General features: G+C 65.6%; 11 protein-coding genes and 1 riboswitch. Of the genes, 8 read left to right on the forward strand and 3 right to left on the reverse strand.

Annotated features, from left to right (window positions below):
• The first annotated feature begins 29 nt into the window (after nt 1-29).
• From DESFRDRAFT_RS12410 to cobI, 8 genes are all read left to right on the forward strand, one after another.
• Nucleotides 30-1463, forward strand: coding sequence for an aminopeptidase (locus DESFRDRAFT_RS12410; RefSeq protein ID WP_005994386.1), 1434 nt, complete (start codon nt 30-32; stop codon nt 1461-1463).
• Nucleotides 1464-1581: 118 nt separating this feature from the next.
• A complete protein-coding gene (selB, locus tag DESFRDRAFT_RS12415) occupies nt 1582-3501 on the forward strand; it encodes a selenocysteine-specific translation elongation factor (RefSeq protein WP_005994388.1) in 1920 nt (639 codons plus the stop codon).
• Nucleotides 3502-3957: 456 nt separating this feature from the next.
• A complete protein-coding gene (locus DESFRDRAFT_RS12420) occupies nt 3958-4314 on the forward strand; it encodes a hypothetical protein (protein WP_005994392.1) in 357 nt (118 codons plus the stop codon).
• A gap of 20 nt (nt 4315-4334) precedes the next feature.
• A riboswitch (cobalamin riboswitch) is annotated at nt 4335-4515 on the forward strand.
• Between the two features lie 122 nt (nt 4516-4637).
• Nucleotides 4638-5525, forward strand: coding sequence for a sirohydrochlorin cobaltochelatase (locus tag DESFRDRAFT_RS12425; RefSeq protein WP_005994393.1), 888 nt, complete (start codon nt 4638-4640; stop codon nt 5523-5525).
• Nucleotides 5525-6568, forward strand: a complete 1044-nt coding sequence (locus DESFRDRAFT_RS12430) for a FecCD family ABC transporter permease (protein WP_005994396.1) — start codon at nt 5525-5527, stop codon at nt 6566-6568. The genes DESFRDRAFT_RS12425 and DESFRDRAFT_RS12430 overlap by 1 nt, the downstream gene beginning before the upstream one ends.
• Nucleotides 6565-7407, forward strand: a complete 843-nt coding sequence (locus tag DESFRDRAFT_RS12435; RefSeq protein ID WP_005994398.1) for an ABC transporter ATP-binding protein — start codon at nt 6565-6567, stop codon at nt 7405-7407. The genes DESFRDRAFT_RS12430 and DESFRDRAFT_RS12435 overlap by 4 nt, the downstream gene beginning before the upstream one ends.
• 43 nt (nt 7408-7450) lie before the next feature.
• The gene (locus DESFRDRAFT_RS12440; protein ID WP_005994400.1) at nt 7451-8227 is read left to right on the forward strand and encodes an ABC transporter substrate-binding protein; all 777 of its coding nucleotides are present in this window, start codon (nt 7451-7453) and stop codon (nt 8225-8227) included.
• Nucleotides 8224-8937 (forward strand): precorrin-2 C(20)-methyltransferase, encoded by a 714-nt coding sequence (cobI, locus tag DESFRDRAFT_RS12445; protein WP_005994402.1) that lies wholly within the window; start codon nt 8224-8226, stop codon nt 8935-8937. The genes DESFRDRAFT_RS12440 and cobI overlap by 4 nt, the downstream gene beginning before the upstream one ends.
• 99 nt (nt 8938-9036) lie before the next feature.
• Here the strand turns inward: cobI and DESFRDRAFT_RS12450 are convergent, their stop codons facing one another.
• The 3 genes from DESFRDRAFT_RS12450 to rpoB form a co-directional block, all read right to left on the reverse strand.
• Entirely contained in the window at nt 9037-10011 is a 975-nt protein-coding gene (locus DESFRDRAFT_RS12450; protein WP_005994404.1) for an MBL fold metallo-hydrolase, read from the reverse strand.
• 158 nt (nt 10012-10169) lie between these two features.
• On the reverse strand, nt 10170-14345 hold the full coding sequence (gene rpoC, locus DESFRDRAFT_RS12455) for a DNA-directed RNA polymerase subunit beta' (RefSeq protein WP_005994406.1): 4176 nt from the start codon (nt 14343-14345) through the stop codon (nt 10170-10172).
• A gap of 203 nt (nt 14346-14548) precedes the next feature.
• Nucleotides 14549-18655, reverse strand: coding sequence for a DNA-directed RNA polymerase subunit beta (gene rpoB, locus DESFRDRAFT_RS12460; RefSeq protein WP_005994408.1), 4107 nt, complete (start codon nt 18653-18655; stop codon nt 14549-14551).
• Nucleotides 18656-18751 lie beyond the last annotated feature (96 nt).

Genomic DNA, 18751 nt, shown 5'->3' on the forward strand with positions numbered 1-18751 from the left:
ATTGTCATTTTTGAAGGAGCCTTAGCGTCATGACCGATTTGAGCGAAACGAAAAACAACGCCTCCTCCCACGCCATCGAGGCCAAAAGCTGCTGGGAAACCTACGCCTCCCCCGAACAGCGCGCCGCCATGCGGGAGCTGGCCGACCGCTACATCGCCTTTCTTTCCGCCTGCAAGACCGAACGCGAAACCGTCGCCTACGTGCGCAAGGCGCTCGCCGACGCGGGCTTTGTCGAATCTCCGGATGGGGAATTCGCCGCCGACGCGGTCTTTCGCGTCATGAAGGGCAAGACGGTGTTCATCGCCCGCAAGGGCAAAAAGCCCCTGCGCGAGGGCTTCCGGCTGATCGGGGCCCACTGCGACACGCCGCGCATCGACCTCAAGCAGCATCCGCTCTACGAAACCTGCGGCGTGGCCCAGCTCAAGACCCACTACTACGGCGGCATCCGCAAGCACCAATGGCTGGCGCGGCCGCTGGCCCTGCACGGCGTGGTGGCCAAAAAGGACGGCACGGTCATCCCGGTGACCATCGGCGAGGACGCCTCCGATCCGGTTTTCGCCATCCCGGACCTGCTGCCGCATCTGGCCTACAAGCAGGTGGAGCAGAAGCTTTCCGACGCCTTCGAGGCGGAAAAACTCAACATCCTGATCGGCCACACCCCGGAAGCCTCCCCCGAGGCCGAAACGGAAGGCGGCGAGAAAAAAGAGCCCAAGGACCCGATCAAGTCCAAGGTGCTTTCGCTGCTCTACGACAAGTACGGCATCGAGGAAGCCGACCTCTACAGCGCCGAGTTGCAGGCCGTTCCGGCCGGACCGGCCCGCCCCGTGGGCCTCGACAAGGCCCTTATCGGCGGCTACGGCCAGGACGACCGGGTGTGCGTGTTCACGGCGCTCTCCGCCCTGCTCGAGGACCCGACGCCGGAGCACACCCAGATCGTGCTGTTCTGGGACAAGGAGGAGATCGGCTCCGAAGGTTCGACAGGGGCCAAGTCGCGCTTTTTCGAGTACTGCCTGGAAGACCTGATCGACGCCTGGGACCCGGGCGCGCGCAAAAGCCGGGTGCTGGCCGCCGGCAAGGCCCTGTCCTCCGACGTGCATGCCGCCCTTGACCCGGACTATCAGGACCTGCACGAAAAGCTCAATTCCGCGACGCTTGGCTACGGGCCGGTCTTTTGCAAGTTCACCGGGCACCGGGGCAAGGTCGGGGCCAACGACGCCCATCCGGAGTACGTGGCCTGGCTGCGCAACCTCCTCGACGGCGCCGGCATTCCCTGGCAGATGGCCGAACTCGGCAAGGTGGACCTCGGCGGCGGCGGCACGGTGGCCAAGTTCCTGGCCGTCTACGGCATGGACATCATCGACTTCGGCCCGGCCGTGCTCAGCATGCACAGCCCCTTCGAGATCACGAGCGAAGCCGACGTCTACACCGCCGTGCTGGCTTACAAGGCTTTTCTTTCGAGCTAATCGCTCCCTCGTCCAGGGGGCTTTCCCTTAAATGGGGTGGTCCAGGAGGGGCCCGCGGCCCCTCCTGGCCGCCGGAGGCTCCTCTCCACAACCACCCCAACCAAGGAGCGCACCATCCATGCCAGTCATCATGGGGACGGCCGGGCACATCGACCACGGCAAGACGACGCTGATCAAGGCGCTCACTGGCATCGACTGCGACCGGCTGGCCGAGGAGAAAAAGCGCGGCATCACCATCGAGTTGGGCTTCGCCTTCATGGACCTGCCGGACGGGGCGCGGCTCGGCATCATCGACGTGCCGGGGCATGAGCGCTTCGTCAAAAACATGGTGGCCGGCGCGGCGGGCATCGATTTCGTGACGCTCGTCATCGCCGCCGACGAAGGCGTCATGCCCCAGACCCGCGAGCATCTGGACATCTGCACCCTGCTCGGCGTTTCGGCCGGGGTGGTGGCCCTGACCAAAGCGGACATGGTGGACGCGGACTGGCTGGAGATGGTCACGGACGACGTGCGCGCGGCGCTTGCCGGCTCGTTCCTGGCCGACGCCCCCATTTTTCCCGTCTCGTCCCACACCGGGGCCGGCCTGCCCGAGTTGCGCGGGGCCCTGGCCGAGCTGGCCGCCAATTTCGCGCCGAAGCGGCGTTCCGATCTGGCCCGGCTCCCCATCGACCGCGTTTTCACCCTCAAGGGCCACGGCACCGTGGTCACGGGCACGCTCATTGCCGGCACGTTCGCGGTCGGCGACGAGGTGCGGCTTTTCCCCTCGGACAAGCGCAGCAAAATCCGCAGCCTGCAATCCCACGGCGAACCCGTGGAAGTCTCGCCGGCCGGACGGCGCACGGCCGTCAACCTGGCCGGGCTCGAGGTGGAGGACGTGGAGCGCGGCGAGGTGCTGGCCCGGCCGGGCACGCTTTTCCCTGAGAACGCCTGGGAGGTGGAGCTTTCCTGCCTGGCCTCGGCCCCGCGCGGCATCAAGCACCGCACCGAAGTGCATTTCCACCACGGCACGCGGGAAGTCCTGGCCCGGGTGCATCTGCTCGACCGCGACAAGCTGGAGCCCGGCGAGACGGCCGTGTGCCAGATCCGCTTTCCCGAGCCCCTGGCCGGGGTCTACGGCGACCGGGTGGTCATCCGCTCGGGCGCGCCGCTTCGCACCATGGCCGGCGGACGCATCCTTTCGCCCCTTGCCCGCAAGGTCAAACGCTTCGACGCCGACGCGGCCGCCACCTTTGCCGCCCTGGCCACGGCCGAGGGACCGGAACTCGTCGCCCTGCGACTGGCCCGGGCCGGCACCGAGGGACTGGGCTTCGCCCGGCTGATGACGCTCACCAACCTCGAATCCAAGGCCCTGGACAAGGCGCTTTCCGGGCTGTGCGACAAGGGCGCGGCAGCGCTTGTCGACCGCGAAGGCAAGGAAGGACGCCATTTCGTCCACGGCGACGTCGTCGCCGCCCTGACGCGATCGCTTGCCGATTTCGTGGCCGCCTACCACAAGCGCGAACCGCTGAAACTCGGCATTTCGCGCAGTGAGCTGGCCTCCACCTGGGGCAAGGCGCTTGCTCCCAAGCTTTTCCATTTCGTGGTCGAGCGGCAGCTTCGTGCCGGCAAGCTCGCCACCGAGCAGGACGTGCTGCGCCTGCCCGACCACAAGGTCTCGCTCGCCTCGGACCAGGCCAAGCTGCGCGAAACGCTCCTGGCCGCCTACCGCGCCGGCGGCCTCACTCCGCCCAACGTCAAGGATATCCTGGAGCCCCTGGACCTCACCTTCAAAGAGGCCCAGCCCGTCTACAAGGTGCTCTTAGACGAAGGGCTCCTCGTCAAGGCCCAGGAGAACATGTATTTCTGCGCCGAGGCCATAACGGGGCTCATTGAGAAGGTGCGCGCCTACTACGCCGCCGGGGCCACGGACATGGGGCCGGCGGAATTTCGGCAACTGACGGGCCTGTCCCGCAAGTTCCTCATCGCCCTGCTCGAATACCTGGACAAGGAAAAGGTGACCGTGCGCGTCGGCGACAAGCGCCAGTTGCGCGGGAAATAAGGAAAAGGGAAAGAGGAGGGGGAGTGCCTCCGGCGGCTAGGGGGAAACTTTTTGAAAAAAGTTTCTCCCTGGACCCCCTTCAAAAACTTTCAAAGGGGATATGGGGGGTACCGGAGGCATCGCGGAAGAGGGGAAACGCTCTTGCCGCGCGGAGAAGGGAAATAACTCCGGAAAAGGCGCGGATGGCCAGGGTATCGCTGGGAAGGTTTTTGGGAAAAACGGCAAAACGGCGGGAAGCCGCAGCCGCCCGCCGTGAAAAATCTGGCTGACCAGAAGCCGGTGCTACCAGTCCTGGTCCTCGGGCTTGGCTTCCTGCTGCGCCTTGATGACCCGAAGGGCGATGAACACGGAAATAAAGCCGAACAGCACGATGAGACCGGAGAAATCGAATGTCACGGTGAACCTCCCCCGACGGATGTATTTCGTGAAAAAAATCTTTAACCCCAAAGAGAAGTGATGTCCAGATACCCATGCCGGCCGCGTCCGTTCCCGGCCCTTCTGGCCCTGCTCACGGCAATGGCCCTGTGCGCCGCCACGGCAATGGCCGGCGTCATCACCGTCAAGGACAACACCTACAGCCTCGACGGCGGCAGGCCCGTCACCGGGGCCTGGGAAGTGGCCGAAAAAATCGCCGTCGGCAAGGACGTGGCCATCGTGGTCATGGAGGACAAGGCCAACCCGACCACCATCCAGATCCTGCTCCAGCTCCTGGAGAGCCTCCACGTGCCCACGCTGCTCACCAAGCGGGCCGACTTCAAGCCGCTGGTCGACCGGGGCGTGCTCAAGCCGACCCGCACCCCGACGTATCCTTGACAGCCGCACCCGCCCCCGGTACTGCGCGGAAACGATCGGGTGCCCACATGGGCTCAATAGGGAATCCCGTTTAATTCGGGAGCGGTCCCGCCGCCGTATGTCCCCACAGTCGGCTTCCTCGCGCGCCACTGGGAAGAACTTCCCGGGAAGGCCGGAGCCGATGGGACGAGCCGGAAGACCTGCCCGGTCGATCACAGGCCAACCCGTCGGCAACGAGGGCTTTTGCCGGCCGGGCGTAAGGACCGGGACGTCGACCCGTAGCGCGGGGACTTCCCGCCGTCCTTTTTTATCAAGAGCCCTCCATGCCCGTGGAGGTTTTCCCCATGCTCCGTTTTTCGCGAGCGCTTTTCGCATTGTGGCTGTGCCTGGCCATGGCCGCTCCGGCCCTGGCCGGCCATGAGGCCAAGAAGCAACCCCAAAAGGCCATTGTCGTGGCCGCCTTCGGCACTTCCGTGCCCGAGGCCGCGCCGGCCATCCAGAAAATGGTCGAGCGCGTCAAGGCCGCCTATCCCGGCGTGCCGGTGTCCCTTTGCTACACCGCCTCCATGATCCGCCACAAGCTGGCCAAGCAAGGCAAGGCCGTGCCGCCCTCCCCGGCCGAAGCCCTGGCCGTGCTGCCCGACAAGGGCGTCACCGACGTGGCCCTTTTCTCCCTGCAAACCATTCCCGGCCACGAATACGACGATCTCGTGCGTCTGGCCGAGGCCTTCTCCGGCCTGCCCAAGGGGCTGACCCACGTGTCCGTCAGCGCCCCGCTGCTTTACGCCAAGGAGGATTTCCCGCGCGTGGCCAAGGCGCTCCTCGCTTCGGCCCCCAAGGACCGCAAGCCCGGCGAGGCGCTCGTCTTCGTCGGCCACGGCACCGACCACCCGGCCAACATGGCCTACCCGGCCCTGCAATACACCCTGTGGCAGCTCGACCCCAATGCCTTCGTGACCACGGTCGAAGGCACGCCGAGCTTCGAGGACCTTATCGCGGAGCTCAAAAAGCGCGGCATCAAAAAGGCCTGGCTCATGCCCATGTTCGCCGTGGCCGGGGACCATGCCCACAACGACATGGCCGGCAAGGAAAAGGACTCCCTGGCCTCGCAGCTCGCCGCCGCCGGCATCGCCGCGACGCCCCAGATGCAGGGCAACGGCGATCGTGACGCCGTGGCCGCCATCTGGATGGACCACCTGAAAAAGACCGTGGACGCCCTGCCCGGAAAATAATGCCCCGAAACCGCTTACAAGGCGCGGGACCGCGTGCCCTGCTCCCGGCTCTGGCCGGGCTGGCCGCCCTGGCGACGGCCTGCCTGGCCGGGGCCTATCCGGCCGGTCCGGGCCAGGTGGCCGCTGTCCTCGGCCGGGCCATGGGACTGCCCGTGACCGCGCCGGCCGATCCGGCGCTCACGGCCGTGGTGCTCGACCTGCGCTTATGGCGGGGCGTGCTGGCCTACGGCGTGGGCGCGGCCCTGGCCGTGGCCGGTGGGGTGTTCCAGGGAGTGCTGCGAAATCCCCTGGCCGATCCCTTCACCCTTGGCGTCTCTGGCGGCGCGGCCTTCGGCGCGGCCCTGTCCCTGACGCTCGGGCTTGCCGCCGCCTCGGGAAGCGTCATCGCCACCCCGCTTTGCGCCCTGGCCGGAGGAGGCGCGGCCCTGGCCTTCGTGCTGGCCCTGGCCCGGGCCTGCGGCGGGTTGCGCCGGGAGACGGTGGTTTTGGCCGGCATCATCGCCGCCACCTTTCTTTCGGCCCTGCTCTCGCTCACCAAGGCGCTCAACGAGGAATCCGTGGCCGGCATCGTCTTTTGGATCATGGGCGGCTTCCAGGGACGGGGCAAAGCCGAGCTGGCGCTTTTCCTGCCCTGTTTTCTGGCTGGCGCGCTCCTCATTCGCCTCTATATCCGCGAGTGCGACATCCTGCTTCTGGGCGAAACCCAGGCGCGGCAATTGGGCGTCGCCGCCGGGCGGGCGCGGCTGGCACTGCTCACCGGAGCGAGTCTTCTCACTGCCGGGGCCGTGGCCGTTTCCGGGGTCATCGGCTTTGTCGGGCTCATCGCCCCCCATGCCTGCCGGCGGCTCTTTTCCGCCGAGCACGGCACGCTGCTGCCGCAAAGCGCGCTGTGCGGCGGGGCGCTGCTGGTTTTCGCCGACGTGCTGGCCCGCACCATCCTGCCCGGCGGCGCGGAGCTGCCCGTGGGCGTGGTGACGGCGCTGCTCGGCGGCCCGTTTTTCTGTTTCCTGCTCGTCACGGGCCGCGAAGGCGGCCGGGCGTGATCCGTATCGAGGGACTTCGGGCCGGGTACGGCGGCCGCGACGTGCTGGCCGGCATCGACCTGCGCATCGCCCCGGGGGATATGGTGGGGCTTTTAGGCCCCAACGGCGCGGGCAAGACCACGCTGCTTCTGGCCGCGACCGGCGTACTGCCCCCGAGCGCCGGACGCGTTTCCCTGGCCGGGCGCGACATTGCGAGCCTCTCCGCCCGGGAACGGGCAAAACTCGTGGCCGTGGTACCCCAGCGGGCCGAAAGCGCGGGAGGACTCACCGTGCGAACGGTGGTGCGCATGGGCCGCTATCCCTACCTGCCCTTTCTCGGCGGCTACGGCGAAGGCGATGCCGCCGCGACCAAGGCGGCCATGACGGCGGTGGGCGTGGCCCATTTGGCCGACCGCCGCATGAACGAGCTTTCCGGCGGCGAGTTCCAGCGGGCGCTGACGGCCCGGGCCCTGGCCCAGGACGCGCGCGCCATGATCCTGGACGAAGCCTCGGCCAGCCTGGATATGGCCCGGAAAATGGAACTCTACGGGCTCCTTGCCGCCCGCAACGCCGCCGGCACGACCATCGTGGCGGCGCTGCACGACATCAACCTGGCGGCGCTTTTCTGCCGTCGCCTGATATTTATCAAAAACGGCCGCATCGAGGCTGACGGCCCTGTGGCCGCCGTCTTTACCAGCCAAACATTGTCGAGGATCTATGAAACCGAAATCCTGGTTATCGCCCATCCCAAAAGCGGCCTGCCCCAGGCTCTGGCCGTGCCTGCCGCTCCTGCTGCTGGCGCTGCTCGCAACGCCCCAGGCGGCCCCGGCGGCTCCGGCGGGAGCGGGCATCACGGATGACCTCGGCCACGTCATAACGCTCAAAGCCCCGGCCAAACGCATCGTGGCCCTTTACGGCGCATACAACGAAATACTCGCCGGCATGGGCCTGACCAATCGCATCGTGGCCCGCACCGAAGCCGACGACAAGCCGGCCGCCATCGCCGCCCTGCCCGTCATCGGCACCCACATGCGCCCCAACCTGGAGCGCGTGATGGCGGTCAAGCCCGACCTCGTGCTGCAAACCGCCGGGCGCGGCGAAGCCGAACAGGCCGCCGCCAACCTGGCCAAACTGGGCGTGCCGGTGGCCGTTTTCTCCATCCACGATTTCGACTCGCTCTTTGCCGCGATAGACCGCATCGGTGTGCTGACCGGCGCGCAAAAACAGGCGGCAGAGCTTGACGCAAGCCTTAAAAAACGCCTCGCCGTTGTGGCTGCGAACGCTTTCGAGGGAAAGAAGCCCAAGGTCTTTTTCGAAGTCCGTTCCGGCAACCTGCTGGCCGCCGGCAAAGGCTCCATGGTCGATGCCGTGATCCGCGCCGCCGGCGGGGAAAACGCCGTGAGCCTGGACAAAAAGCTCGTGCGCCTGACCGACGAGGAACTCTTGCGCCTGGCTCCGGACGTGTGCCTGACCCAGCGCGGCCCCATGAACGCCGAAGCGCGGTCCATGGCCGACCGGCCGGAGTACGCCTCCCTGCCCTGCGTCAAAAACCGCCGGGCCTTCGTCGTCGACGAGGCGCTTTTCTCCCGCCCCGGACCGGGAAGCGTGGACGCCGTGGAGGAACTTGCCCGGATACTGGCCGGAAAGCCGGCAATGCAGGCCCGGGAGGCGCGTCCGTGAGCACGCTCGGAACGCTTTACGGCCTCGGCGTCGGCCCGGGAGACCCGGAACTGCTGACTCTCAAGGCGGCCCGGATTCTCGGGGAGGTGGACACGGTCTTCGCCGCCTCGTCGAGCAAGAACGACTATTCCATCGCCCAGGCCATCATCGCGCCGCACCTGCCGCCGCAAGCGACCGTCGTGCGCCTGCCCTTTCCCATGACCCGGGACCCGGCCGCCCTCGACGCCGCCTGGGAGGCCAACACCGCCGCCATGGGCGCAGTGCTTGCCGCCGGGCGCGACGCGGCCTTTATTACCCTGGGCGATCCGCTGCTCTACAGCACCTTCGGCTACGTGCTGCCGCGCCTGACCGCGCGCCTGCCGGAGCTTGCGGTTAGCATCGTGCCGGGGATCACCTCGTTTCAGGCGGCGGCGGCCAAGGTCGGCGACGTGCTGGTCGAATCCGGCGAGAATCTGCTTATCGCCTCGGGCGTGGACGAGAGCGGCCGGTTGGAAAAGGGACTGGCAGCGGCGGACAACGCCGTCATCCTCAAGGCCTACCGCAATTTTCCCCGCCTGCGCGACCTGCTTGGCCGTATGGGCCTGACCCGGGCGACCACCTTCGCCACCCGCGTCGGCCACGACGGCGAGGCTATCGTGCGAAAGCTGGAAGAGGCACCGGAAAAGCCCCACTACCTGTCGCTTTGCCTCATCAAGCGCACTCGCGTTTGAAGACGTCCTCCCCATTATAAACTTTAGGAAGGGGAGAGCGCGAGAGGGGAGAACCCTTTTTAAAGGGTTTCCCCTCTCGCATCCCCTTCTCTATTCTCTTCACCCCGCATACAACGCGGGGCACCAGGCGTAGCCGGCACCGGCTTGCCGCAGATGTCCGAGCCCGGGAAAGGGCAGATGCGCCCCGGCCACCCATTCATTTCCCTTTGCCAGGGATTTCATGAGCGCGGTTCGCGTGGCCACGGCCGCCGGCTGGTCGATGTCGAAGTCGATGGACACCTCGGGTCGCGGGAACTGCACGGCCATGCCGTGGACGATATCGCCCCAGAAAAGGATGCCCTGCCCTTTCGAGGCCAGGCGATAGCCGGTGTGGCCGGGCGTGTGTCCGGCGAGCGCCACGGCTTCCACGCCCTGGGCCGGGGTTTCGCCCGGGGCGAACGTCGAAAAGCGCCCGGCCTCCTGGTACGGCGCCAGGGCGGCCTTGATCGCCGGCAGCATTTTGCGCTGCGCCTCGGGGATGCGTTGTTCCGCGTCCGGCCCAAGCCAATAGGCCGCCTCGGCCGCGGCCGCGCGCACACGGGCCTGGGGAAAGACCGCCCTGCCGGCCCCGTCGGTCAGGCCCAGGGCGTGGTCGGAATGCAGGTGGGTGAGCAGCACCACGCCGATTTCCCGGGGATCATAACCGGCGGCCCGGATATTTCCCGGCAGCAAGCCGCCTTTGTCGCCAAAAGCGGTCCCGGCCCCGGTGTCCACCAGCAGCAGATGGTTTCCGGTATTGACGAGAAAGGCGTTGATCGCCGTAGGCAGGCCCTGTTCCGGATCGATGCAGGCGTCCCTGAGCAGGACGTCAATCTCCTGGGGCGTCGCGCCGTGGAGAATCTTGGCCGGGATGGTCACGCCGCCGTCGTAGAGGGCCGTGACCTCGATGTCCCCGACCGGCAGCCGAAAATAGCCCGGGACCTGACGCGAGACCTTGGCCGACGGCCCGGCCACCGCCGGCCGCGCCGGCACCCCAACCATCGTTCCCACGGCGGCCACGGCCGCGCCCTTGATGAAACCGCGTCTGCTGAGCATGCGTTGCCCTCCTTGCCGGTCCTTCTTACCCGACCCGGCCATAAGGACAAGCAGGCACCGCGCCGATACCGGGATACCGCCCGGAAACCGGAGGAGCACACACAAAAAAAAGGGGACCCCACACGGAGTCCCCTTGCATTGCGATGCGGCGCGGCAGCCTATTCTTCGGGGCTGGCGCTCGTTTCCGCCAGGATCGGATTGTCTTCCAGCTCCTCCAGGAACCGGTCGGGACGCTCCGGCTGGCGCGGCACGTTGATCTCGCTGTCCATGTACCGGCGATACCCGGTGCCGGCCGGGATGAGCCGGCCCACGATGACGTTTTCCTTGAGTCCGCGCAGGGAATCGTCCTTGCCCATGAGTGAGGCCTCGGTCAGCACCTTGGTCGTCTCCTGGAAGGAGGCCGCCGAGATGAAGGAATCCGTGGACAGGGAGGCCTGGGTGATGCCCAAAACCAGCGGTTCGGCCACGGCGGGCTTGAGCCCTTCGCCCACGCAGCGCTGGTTTTCCTCCATGAAGCGGATCTTGTCGACCTGCTCGCCGATGAGAAAGTTCGTCTCCCCGGAATCGAGCACCGAGACCTTTTTGAGCATCTGGCGCACGATGATTTCGATGTGTTTGTCGTTGATGGCCACGCCCTGGAACCGGTACACGTCCTGGATTTCGTCCACGAGGTACTTGGCCAGGAACTTCTCGCCCTTGATCTTCAGGATGTCGTGCAGTTCCGGATAGCCTTCGGTCAAAAGCTCGCCGGCCTCCACGAAGTCGCCTTCCTGGGCCGTGATGTGCTTGCCGCGCGGAATGAGGTATTCCTTGGCGTCGCCGGCCTCGGGGGTGACGATGATCTTGCGCTTGCCCTTGGTCTCGGGGCCGTAGGAGACGATACCGTCGATCTCGGAGACAACAGCCATTTCCTTGGGCTTTCTGACCTCGAACAGCTCGGCCACGCGCGGGAGACCGCCGACGATGTCCTTGGTCTTGGAGGATTCGCGCGGCTTACGGGCGATGATGTCGCCTTCGAAGATCTCCTGGCCGTCGCGCGCCATGAGCAGCGCGCCGACCGGCATGGAGAAGACGGCCAGGCTGTTGGTGCCGGGCCGGCTCTTCGGGTTGCCGCGCTCGTCCACGATGGAAACGGCCGGCCTGTACGACGTGGTGCGGTATTCGATGATCGTCTGGGTCGCCCGCTTGGTCGCGTCGTCCACCTTCTCCTGATAGGTCTTGCCCTCGATGATGTCGGTGAACTTGACGATGCCGGCGACGTCCGTGACGAAGGGTTCGTTGAAGGGGTCCCACTCGGCCAGCAACTGGTCCTTTTTGACCTCCTGCCCGGCCACGGCATAGAGCTTGGCGCCGGACGGCAGGCTGTAACGCTCGCGCTCGCGGCCCTGCTCGTCGACCACCGACACCTGGCCGGACTTGCCCATCATAATGGTATGGCCCTGGCGGTTGACGATGGACTTGACGCGGGAAAGCGCGACGCGGCCGTTGTGCTGGGCCGTCACCGACGACTGGGCGATTTCCCGGGCCGCCGTGCCGCCGATGTGGAAGGTGCGCATGGTCAGCTGGGTGCCGGGCTCGCCGATGGACTGGGCGGCGATGATGCCGACCGTCTCGCCGACGTTGACCAGATGGCCCCGGGCCAAGTCGCGGCCGTAGCACATGGCGCACACGCCATGCTTGGCCTGGCAGGTGAGGGTCGAACGGATGGTCAGCGAGTTGAGGCCCTTGTCCTCGATCAGCTGGGCATAGGTCTCGTCGATGATCGTGTTGGCCGGGATGATCACCTCGTCGGTCTCGGGGTCGAGCACGTCGAACATGGTCACGCGGCCAAGGGCTCGCTCGTGCACGCGCTGCTTGATGTCGCCGGCCTTGACGTAGTGGGTGATTTCCAGGCCGTCGACCGTGCCGCAGTCGATCTCGGTGACGATGACGTCCTGGACCACGTCCACCAGGCGGCGGGTGAGGTAACCGGAGTTGGCGGTCTTGAGCGCCGTGTCGGCCAGACCTTTCCGGGCGCCGTGGGTGGAGTTGAAGTACTGGGTCACCGAGAGGCCTTCACGGAAGTTCGAGGTGATGGGCGTCTCGATGATTTCACCGGAAGGCTTGGCCATAAGGCCGCGCATGCCGGCGAGCTGGCGCATCTGGTCCTGGTTGCCTCGCGCTCCGGAGTGAATCATCATGAAGATCGGGTTGGTCGAGATGTTGCGCTCTTCCTTGCCGGTCTCGGGATCGCGCACGATGTCCCAGGTGATCTCCTTCATCATCTCCGCGGCCACGTCGTTGGTGGCGCGGGTCCAGACGTCGACGACCTTGTTGTACTTCTCGGTGCGGGTGATGATGCCCTCGCCGTACTGCAGCTCGATGTCGTCCACCTCTTTCTGGGCGGCGTCGAGGATTCGCGGCTTGGTGGACGGGATGGTCAGGTCCTTGACGCCGATGGAGACGCCGGCCCGGGTCGCGTACTCGTAGCCGAGGCTCTTGATGCGGTCGCACAAAAGGACCGTGGCCTTGGTGCCGGCCATGCGGTAGGTGTCGCCCACGAGCTTGCCGATGGCCCGCTTGGTGAGCACCGTGTTGACGGCCTCGAACGGCACGCCCTCGGGCAGCAGTTCGCCCACGATGATCCGGCCGGGCGTGGTCTGTATCCGCTTGCCGCCGATGCGGCAGGTGATGCGGGCGTGCAGGCTCACCGCGCCGGCGTCCACGGCGCAGATGACCTCGCCGGAATCGGCGAAGATCTTGCCCTCGCCCTTGTCGAAGCTGCGTTCGGCGGTGAGGTAGTAAAGCCCGAGCACGATGTCCTGGGACGGCACGATGATCGGGGTGCCGTTGGCCGGGGACAGGATGTTGTTGGTGGACATCATGAGCACGCGGCACTCGATCTGGGCCTCGACCGACAGCGGCACGTGCACGGCCATCTGGTCGCCGTCGAAGTCGGCGTTATAGGCCGAGCAGACGAGCGGGTGCAGCTGGATGGCCTTGCCCTCGACCAAAAGCGGCTCGAAGGACTGGATGCCCAGGCGGTGCAGCGTCGGGGCGCGGTTGAGCATGATCGGATACTCGCGCACCACGTCTTCAAGGATATCCCAGACCACCAGCTCTTCGCGCTCGACCATCTTCTTGGCCGTCTTGATGGTGGTGGCAAGCCCCCTCTCCTCCAGCTTGGCGTAGATGAAGGGCTTGAAGAGCTCGAGGGCCATCTTCTTCGGCAGGCCGCACTGGTGCAGCTTGAGCTTGGGGCCGACCACGATGACCGAACGGCCGGAGTAGTCGACGCGCTTGCCGAGCAGGTTCTGGCGGAAGCGGCCCTGCTTGCCCTTGATCATGTCGGACAGGGACTTGAGCGGCCGGCCGTTGGTGCCGGTGATGGCCCGGCCCCGGCGTCCGTTGTCGAACAGCGCGTCCACGGCTTCCTGAAGCATGCGCTTTTCGTTGCGGATGATGATGTCCGGCGCGCCAAGCTCGATGAGGCGCTTGAGGCGGTTGTTCCGGTTGATCACGCGCCGGTAGAGGTCGTTTAAGTCCGAGGTGGCGAAACGGCCGCCGTCGAGGGGGACCAAGGGGCGCAGCTCCGGCGGAATGACCGGGATGACCTCCATGATCATCCATTCGGGCTTGTTGCCCGAATCGATAAAGGCCTCGACGATCTTGAGGCGCTTGATGATCTTTTTCTTCTTGGTCTGCGACTTGGTGGTCATGGCCTCTTCGCGCAGTTCGGCGCGAATCTTGATGAGGTCAAGCTCCTCCAGAAGCGAACGCACGGCCTCGGCGCCCATGCCCACTTCCACCGCGTCCTCGCCGCCGTAATGGTCGATGACCTGGATGTACTGCTCTTCGGAAATGACCTGGTACTTGGTGAGGTTGGTGTCCTTGGGGTCGAGGACCATGTAGGAATCGAAATAGAGGACCTTTTCCAGGTCGACCATGGTCATGTCGAGCAAGGTGCCGATCTTGGACGGCAGGGTCTTCAGGAACCAGATATGGGCGACGGGCGCGGCCAGCTCGATGTGGCCCATGCGCTCGCGGCGCACCTTGGAGGCGATGACCTCGACGCCGCACTTTTCGCACACGATGCCCCGGTGCTTCATGCGCTTGTACTTGCCGCAGTTGCACTCGTAGTCCTTGACCGGGCCGAAAATCTTGGCGCAGAAAAGCCCGTCGCGCTCGGGCTTGAAGGTGCGGTAGTTGATGGTTTCGGGCTTCTTGACTTCCCCGAAGGACCACTCGCGAATTTTTTCCGGCGCGGCGATGGAAATACGGATGGATTTGAGCGACCGGCTGGACACGCTGGTCTGGCCAATGCCGCGCATGCTGAACAGTTCGTCCAGAGACATACGGTTACCTCGTATGGCGGGAGGACCCTTCCCGCATCTGGGCCCGGCCGGGGAACCGGCGGGCGTTGGCTAGGCGAAACACGCTGTCGAAGGCGGATGCCGGCTATGGCGCGCGGGCCCGGGGTCGGCCTGCCGTGGCTCCCGTCCGGGTCCGATGCACGGCATCGAATCCGGACGGGCGGCGGGCTCCCGGACGCGCGGCCCTAGCGCCGGGGCGGAGCCTTGACTATTTTTTTCTCGTCCTGGATCAGGTCCACGTCGAGGCCGAGCGACATGAGCTCCTTGACCAGGACGTTGAAGGACTCGGGAAGTCCCGCCTCCAGGAAGTTGTCGCCCTTGACGATCTTCTCGTACATCTTGACGCGCCCGCCGACATCGTCGGACTTGACGGTCAGGAATTCCTGCAAGAGGTACGAAGCGCCGTAGGCTTCGAGCGCCCAGACTTCCATCTCGCCCAGACGCTGGCCGCCGAACTGGGCCTTGCCGCCGAGCGGCTGCTGGGTGACCAGGGAGTAAGGGCCGGTCGAACGGGCGTGGATCTTTTCGTCGACCAGGTGGTGGAGCTTCAGCATGTACATGCAGCCCACGGTCACGGGACGGTGGAAGGCTTCACCGGTGCGGCCGTCATAGAGGGTGACCTTGCCGTTCTCGGGCAGTCCCGCCTGCTTGAGCCAGCCCCACATCTCGTCTTCCGTTGCGCCGTCGAAGACCGGCGTCTTGGCCACGATGCCCTTCTTGAGGGATTTGAGCGCCACACGCAGCTCTTCGTCGGACATGCCGTCGATCATGGCCACGGTTTCGGGCTCGGAGAAGACGGCCTTGGCCTCGGCCCGGAGCGTCTCCATGGGCTTGCCCGAGGCGACCAGCTCAGAGAGTTGGCGGCCGAGCTCCATGCCGGCCCAGCCGAGGTGGGTCTCCATGATCTGCCCGATGTTCATACGCGAAGGCACGCCAAGGGGGTTGAGCACGATGTCCACGGGACGGCCGTTGGCGAAAAAGGGCATGTCCTCTTCCGGCAGGATGCAGGAGACGACGCCCTTGTTGCCGTGGCGGCCGGCCATTTTATCGCCCACGTTGAGCTTTCTTTTGACGGCCACGTAGACCTTGACCATCTTGATGACGCCGGGAGGCAGGTCGTCGCCCTCGGTCACCTTCTCGCGCTTCTGGTCGTAGACGCCCTTCACGAAATGGATGTGGCGGTCGTAGTCGTCGAGCAACTCGGCCACGGCCTCGTTGGTTTCCTTGGAGGCGAAGATGCCGGAGAGCTTTTTCACCGGCAGCTGGTCCAGGAGCTCCTGGGTCAGGGGATGGTTGGCCTCGAGGAGCACCTCGTTTTTCTTGGGCCCCTTGATCGTCTGGAAAACGGCCTTGCCGGAGACGATGGGCCACAGGCGGCGGCGCAAGTTGTCGGCGATGGCGTCGATGTGCTGGCCTTCCTTGACGTCGATGCGGGCCAGTTCGAAATCCTCGATCTGGCGGGTGCGGTCGTCCTTCTCACCGGAGCGGCGGTTGAACACGCGCACGTCGATGACCGTGCCCTCGATTCCGGGCGGCACCTTGAGCGACGTATTTTTCACGTCGCGGGCCTTGTCGCCGAAGATCGCGCGCAGGAGTTTTTCTTCCGGCGTCAGCTGGGTCTCGCCCTTGGGCGTGATCTTGCCGACCATGATGTCGTCCGGCGCGACCCGGGCCCCGATGCGGATGATGCCGCACTCGTCGAGGTCGTTTAACATTTCCTCGCCGACGTTCGGGATATCGCGGGTGATCTCCTCGGGTCCGAGCTTGGTGTCGCGGGCCACCACCTCGAATTCCTCGATGTGGACCGAGGTGAAGGTGTCGTCCTTGACAGCCTTCTCGGAGATGAGGATGGAGTCTTCGTAGTTGTAGCCGCACCAGGGCATGAAGGCGACCAGCAGGTTCTTGCCAAGCGCCAGCTCGCCGTCGCGGATGCCCGGGCCGTCGGCCAGCACGTCGCCCTTTTCCACATGCTGTCCGACCCGCACGCGCGGCACCTGGCCGAAGCAGGTATTCTGGTTGGACTTGTGGTGCTTTAACAGCTCGTAGGTCTTGGCCCCGCCGGAAGCCGCGCCCACGTCGCCGTCGTAGCAGACGACCACGCGCTCGGCGTCGGCGTAGTGGACATAGCCCGGCCCCTCGGCCAGAAGGCAGGCGCCGGAATCCTTGGCCACCGGGCCTTCCATGCCCGTGCCGACCAGCGGCTGCTCGCAGCGCAAAAGCGGCACGGCTTGCCGCTGCATGTTGGAGCCCATGAGCGCGCGGTTGGCGTCGTCATGCTCGAGGAAGGGAATGAGCGCCGCGGACACGGACACGATCTGGCTCGGCGAGATGTCCATGAGCGTGATCTGCTCGGGCGGCGTCATGATCAGGTCGCCGCGGATACGCGCGCCGACCACGGGATGGATGAAATGCCCCTCGGCGTCGAGCTCGGCGTTGGCGCCGGCGATGACCTCGTCGATCTCGCGCGTGGCGTCGAGGTAGACGACCTCGTCGGTGACCCGGCCTTCGCGCACCACCCGGTAGGGCGTCTCGATAAAGCCGAAGTCATTGACCTTGGAATGGGTGGTCAAGGACACGATCAGACCGATGTTCGGGCCTTCCGGCGTTTCGATCGGACAGATGCGGCCGTAGTGCGAGGTGTGCACGTCGCGGACTTCGAAGCCGGCGCGCTCACGGGTCAGACCGCCGGGGCCCAGGGCCGACAAGCGGCGCTTGTGGGTGACCTCGGACAGCGCGTTGGTCTGGTCCATGAACTGCGACAGCTGGGAGGTGCCGAAGAATTCCTTGAGGACCGCGGCCACGGGCTTGGGGTTGATCAGGTCGTGGGGCATGAGCGTGGCCACTTCCTGGAGGCTCATGCGCTCCTTGATGGCCCGTTCCATGCGCACGAGGCCGATGCGGTACTGGTTTTCCACCAGCTCGCCCACGGGGCGCACCCGGCGGTTGCCCAGGTGGTCGATGTCGTCGGCCGGGCCGTGCGAATCCTTGAGGAAGGTCAGGTGCTTGACGGCTTTCAGGATGTCGTCGTTGGCCAGGGTGCGGAAATCGAGGGGCTGGTCGATCTTGAGCCGGGCATTGAGCTTGTAGCGGCCCACGGGCGACAGATCGTAGTAGTCCGGATTGCGGAAGAGGTTCTCGAAGAAGTTGGCCGCGATTTCCGGAGTCGGCGGCGAGGACGGGCGCAGCCGGCGGTAGATTTCGACCTGGGCCGAAATGGTGTCGGTGGTCTTGTCGAGAACGAGGGTGTCGCGGATCGAGGACGAGGTGTCGATGCCCCGGGTGTGCAGCACGGGCAAATCGGCGATGCCGGCGTCCTTGAGCTTTTCCACCAGATCGGGGGTCAGCTCGTCGGCGGCCTCGGCCAAAACCTCACCCGTGGCCGGATCGGCGATGTCCTCGGCCAGGAACTGTCCGGTCAGCGTCGTGGGATCGATCTCGATCTTCTCGATGCCGGCCTCGAGCATCAAGCGCCAGGAGCGCTTAGTGATGGGCTTGTCCACGCCCACGATGACCTTGCCGTCGGTGTCGCGCACCTCGGCGTAGGCCTTCTCCTTGCGGTAGAACTCCGGCAGCACCGGCCGAAACACGCGGGAGCCCTCGAGGAAGAAGTGCTCGATCTCGTAGAAGTAGCGCAGGATGTCGACGCGCGACATGCCCATGGCCTTGAACAAAATGGTGGCGGGCATCTTGCGGCGGCGGTCGATGCGCACGTAGAGGATGTCCTTGTGGTCGTAGTCGAAATCAAGCCACGAACCGCGCATGGGGATGACGCGGCAGGAGTACAGCACCTTGCGGCTGGTGTGGCTCTTGCCGGAGTCGTGCTCGAAGATGATGCCCGGCGAGCGCTGGAGCTGGTTGACGATGACGCGCTCGGTGCCGTTGATGATGAACGTGCCCTTTTCGGTCATCAGCGGCACGGTGCCGAAATAGATGACCTGTTCCTTGATGTCGCGGATGGTGCGGTTTTCGGTCTCCTCGTCCACGTCGTAGACGACGAGGCGGACCTTGATGCGCAACGGGGCCTCGTAGGTAAGGCCTTTGACGATACATTCCGGAACGTCGTATTTTGGCTCGCCGATCTCGTAGCTGACATACTCCAGCGAGGCGGTTCTATTGAAGTCCTCGATGGGAAAGACCGAACGGAACACGCCCTCAAGCCCGGCATCCTCCCGGCTGGTGGGAGGAATGTCCTTTTGCAGAAAGAGCTCGTAGGAGTCGATCTGCAGGTTGAGCAGATGGGGAATGGTCAGCGTTTTGACGATCTTGCCGAAATTTTTGGTCAGCTGGGCCATTTTTTCCTCTGTGCAGGGCTACGACGTTGGAAGGGAGTGGGGCGCGGTGCCCCGCATCGGCCTTGCAAGGCGCGCCTGGCGCCGGTTTCGCCCCGG

The organism is Solidesulfovibrio fructosivorans JJ], from assembly GCF_000179555.1.
GTDB lineage: Bacteria > Desulfobacterota > Desulfovibrionia > Desulfovibrionales > Desulfovibrionaceae > Solidesulfovibrio > Solidesulfovibrio fructosivorans.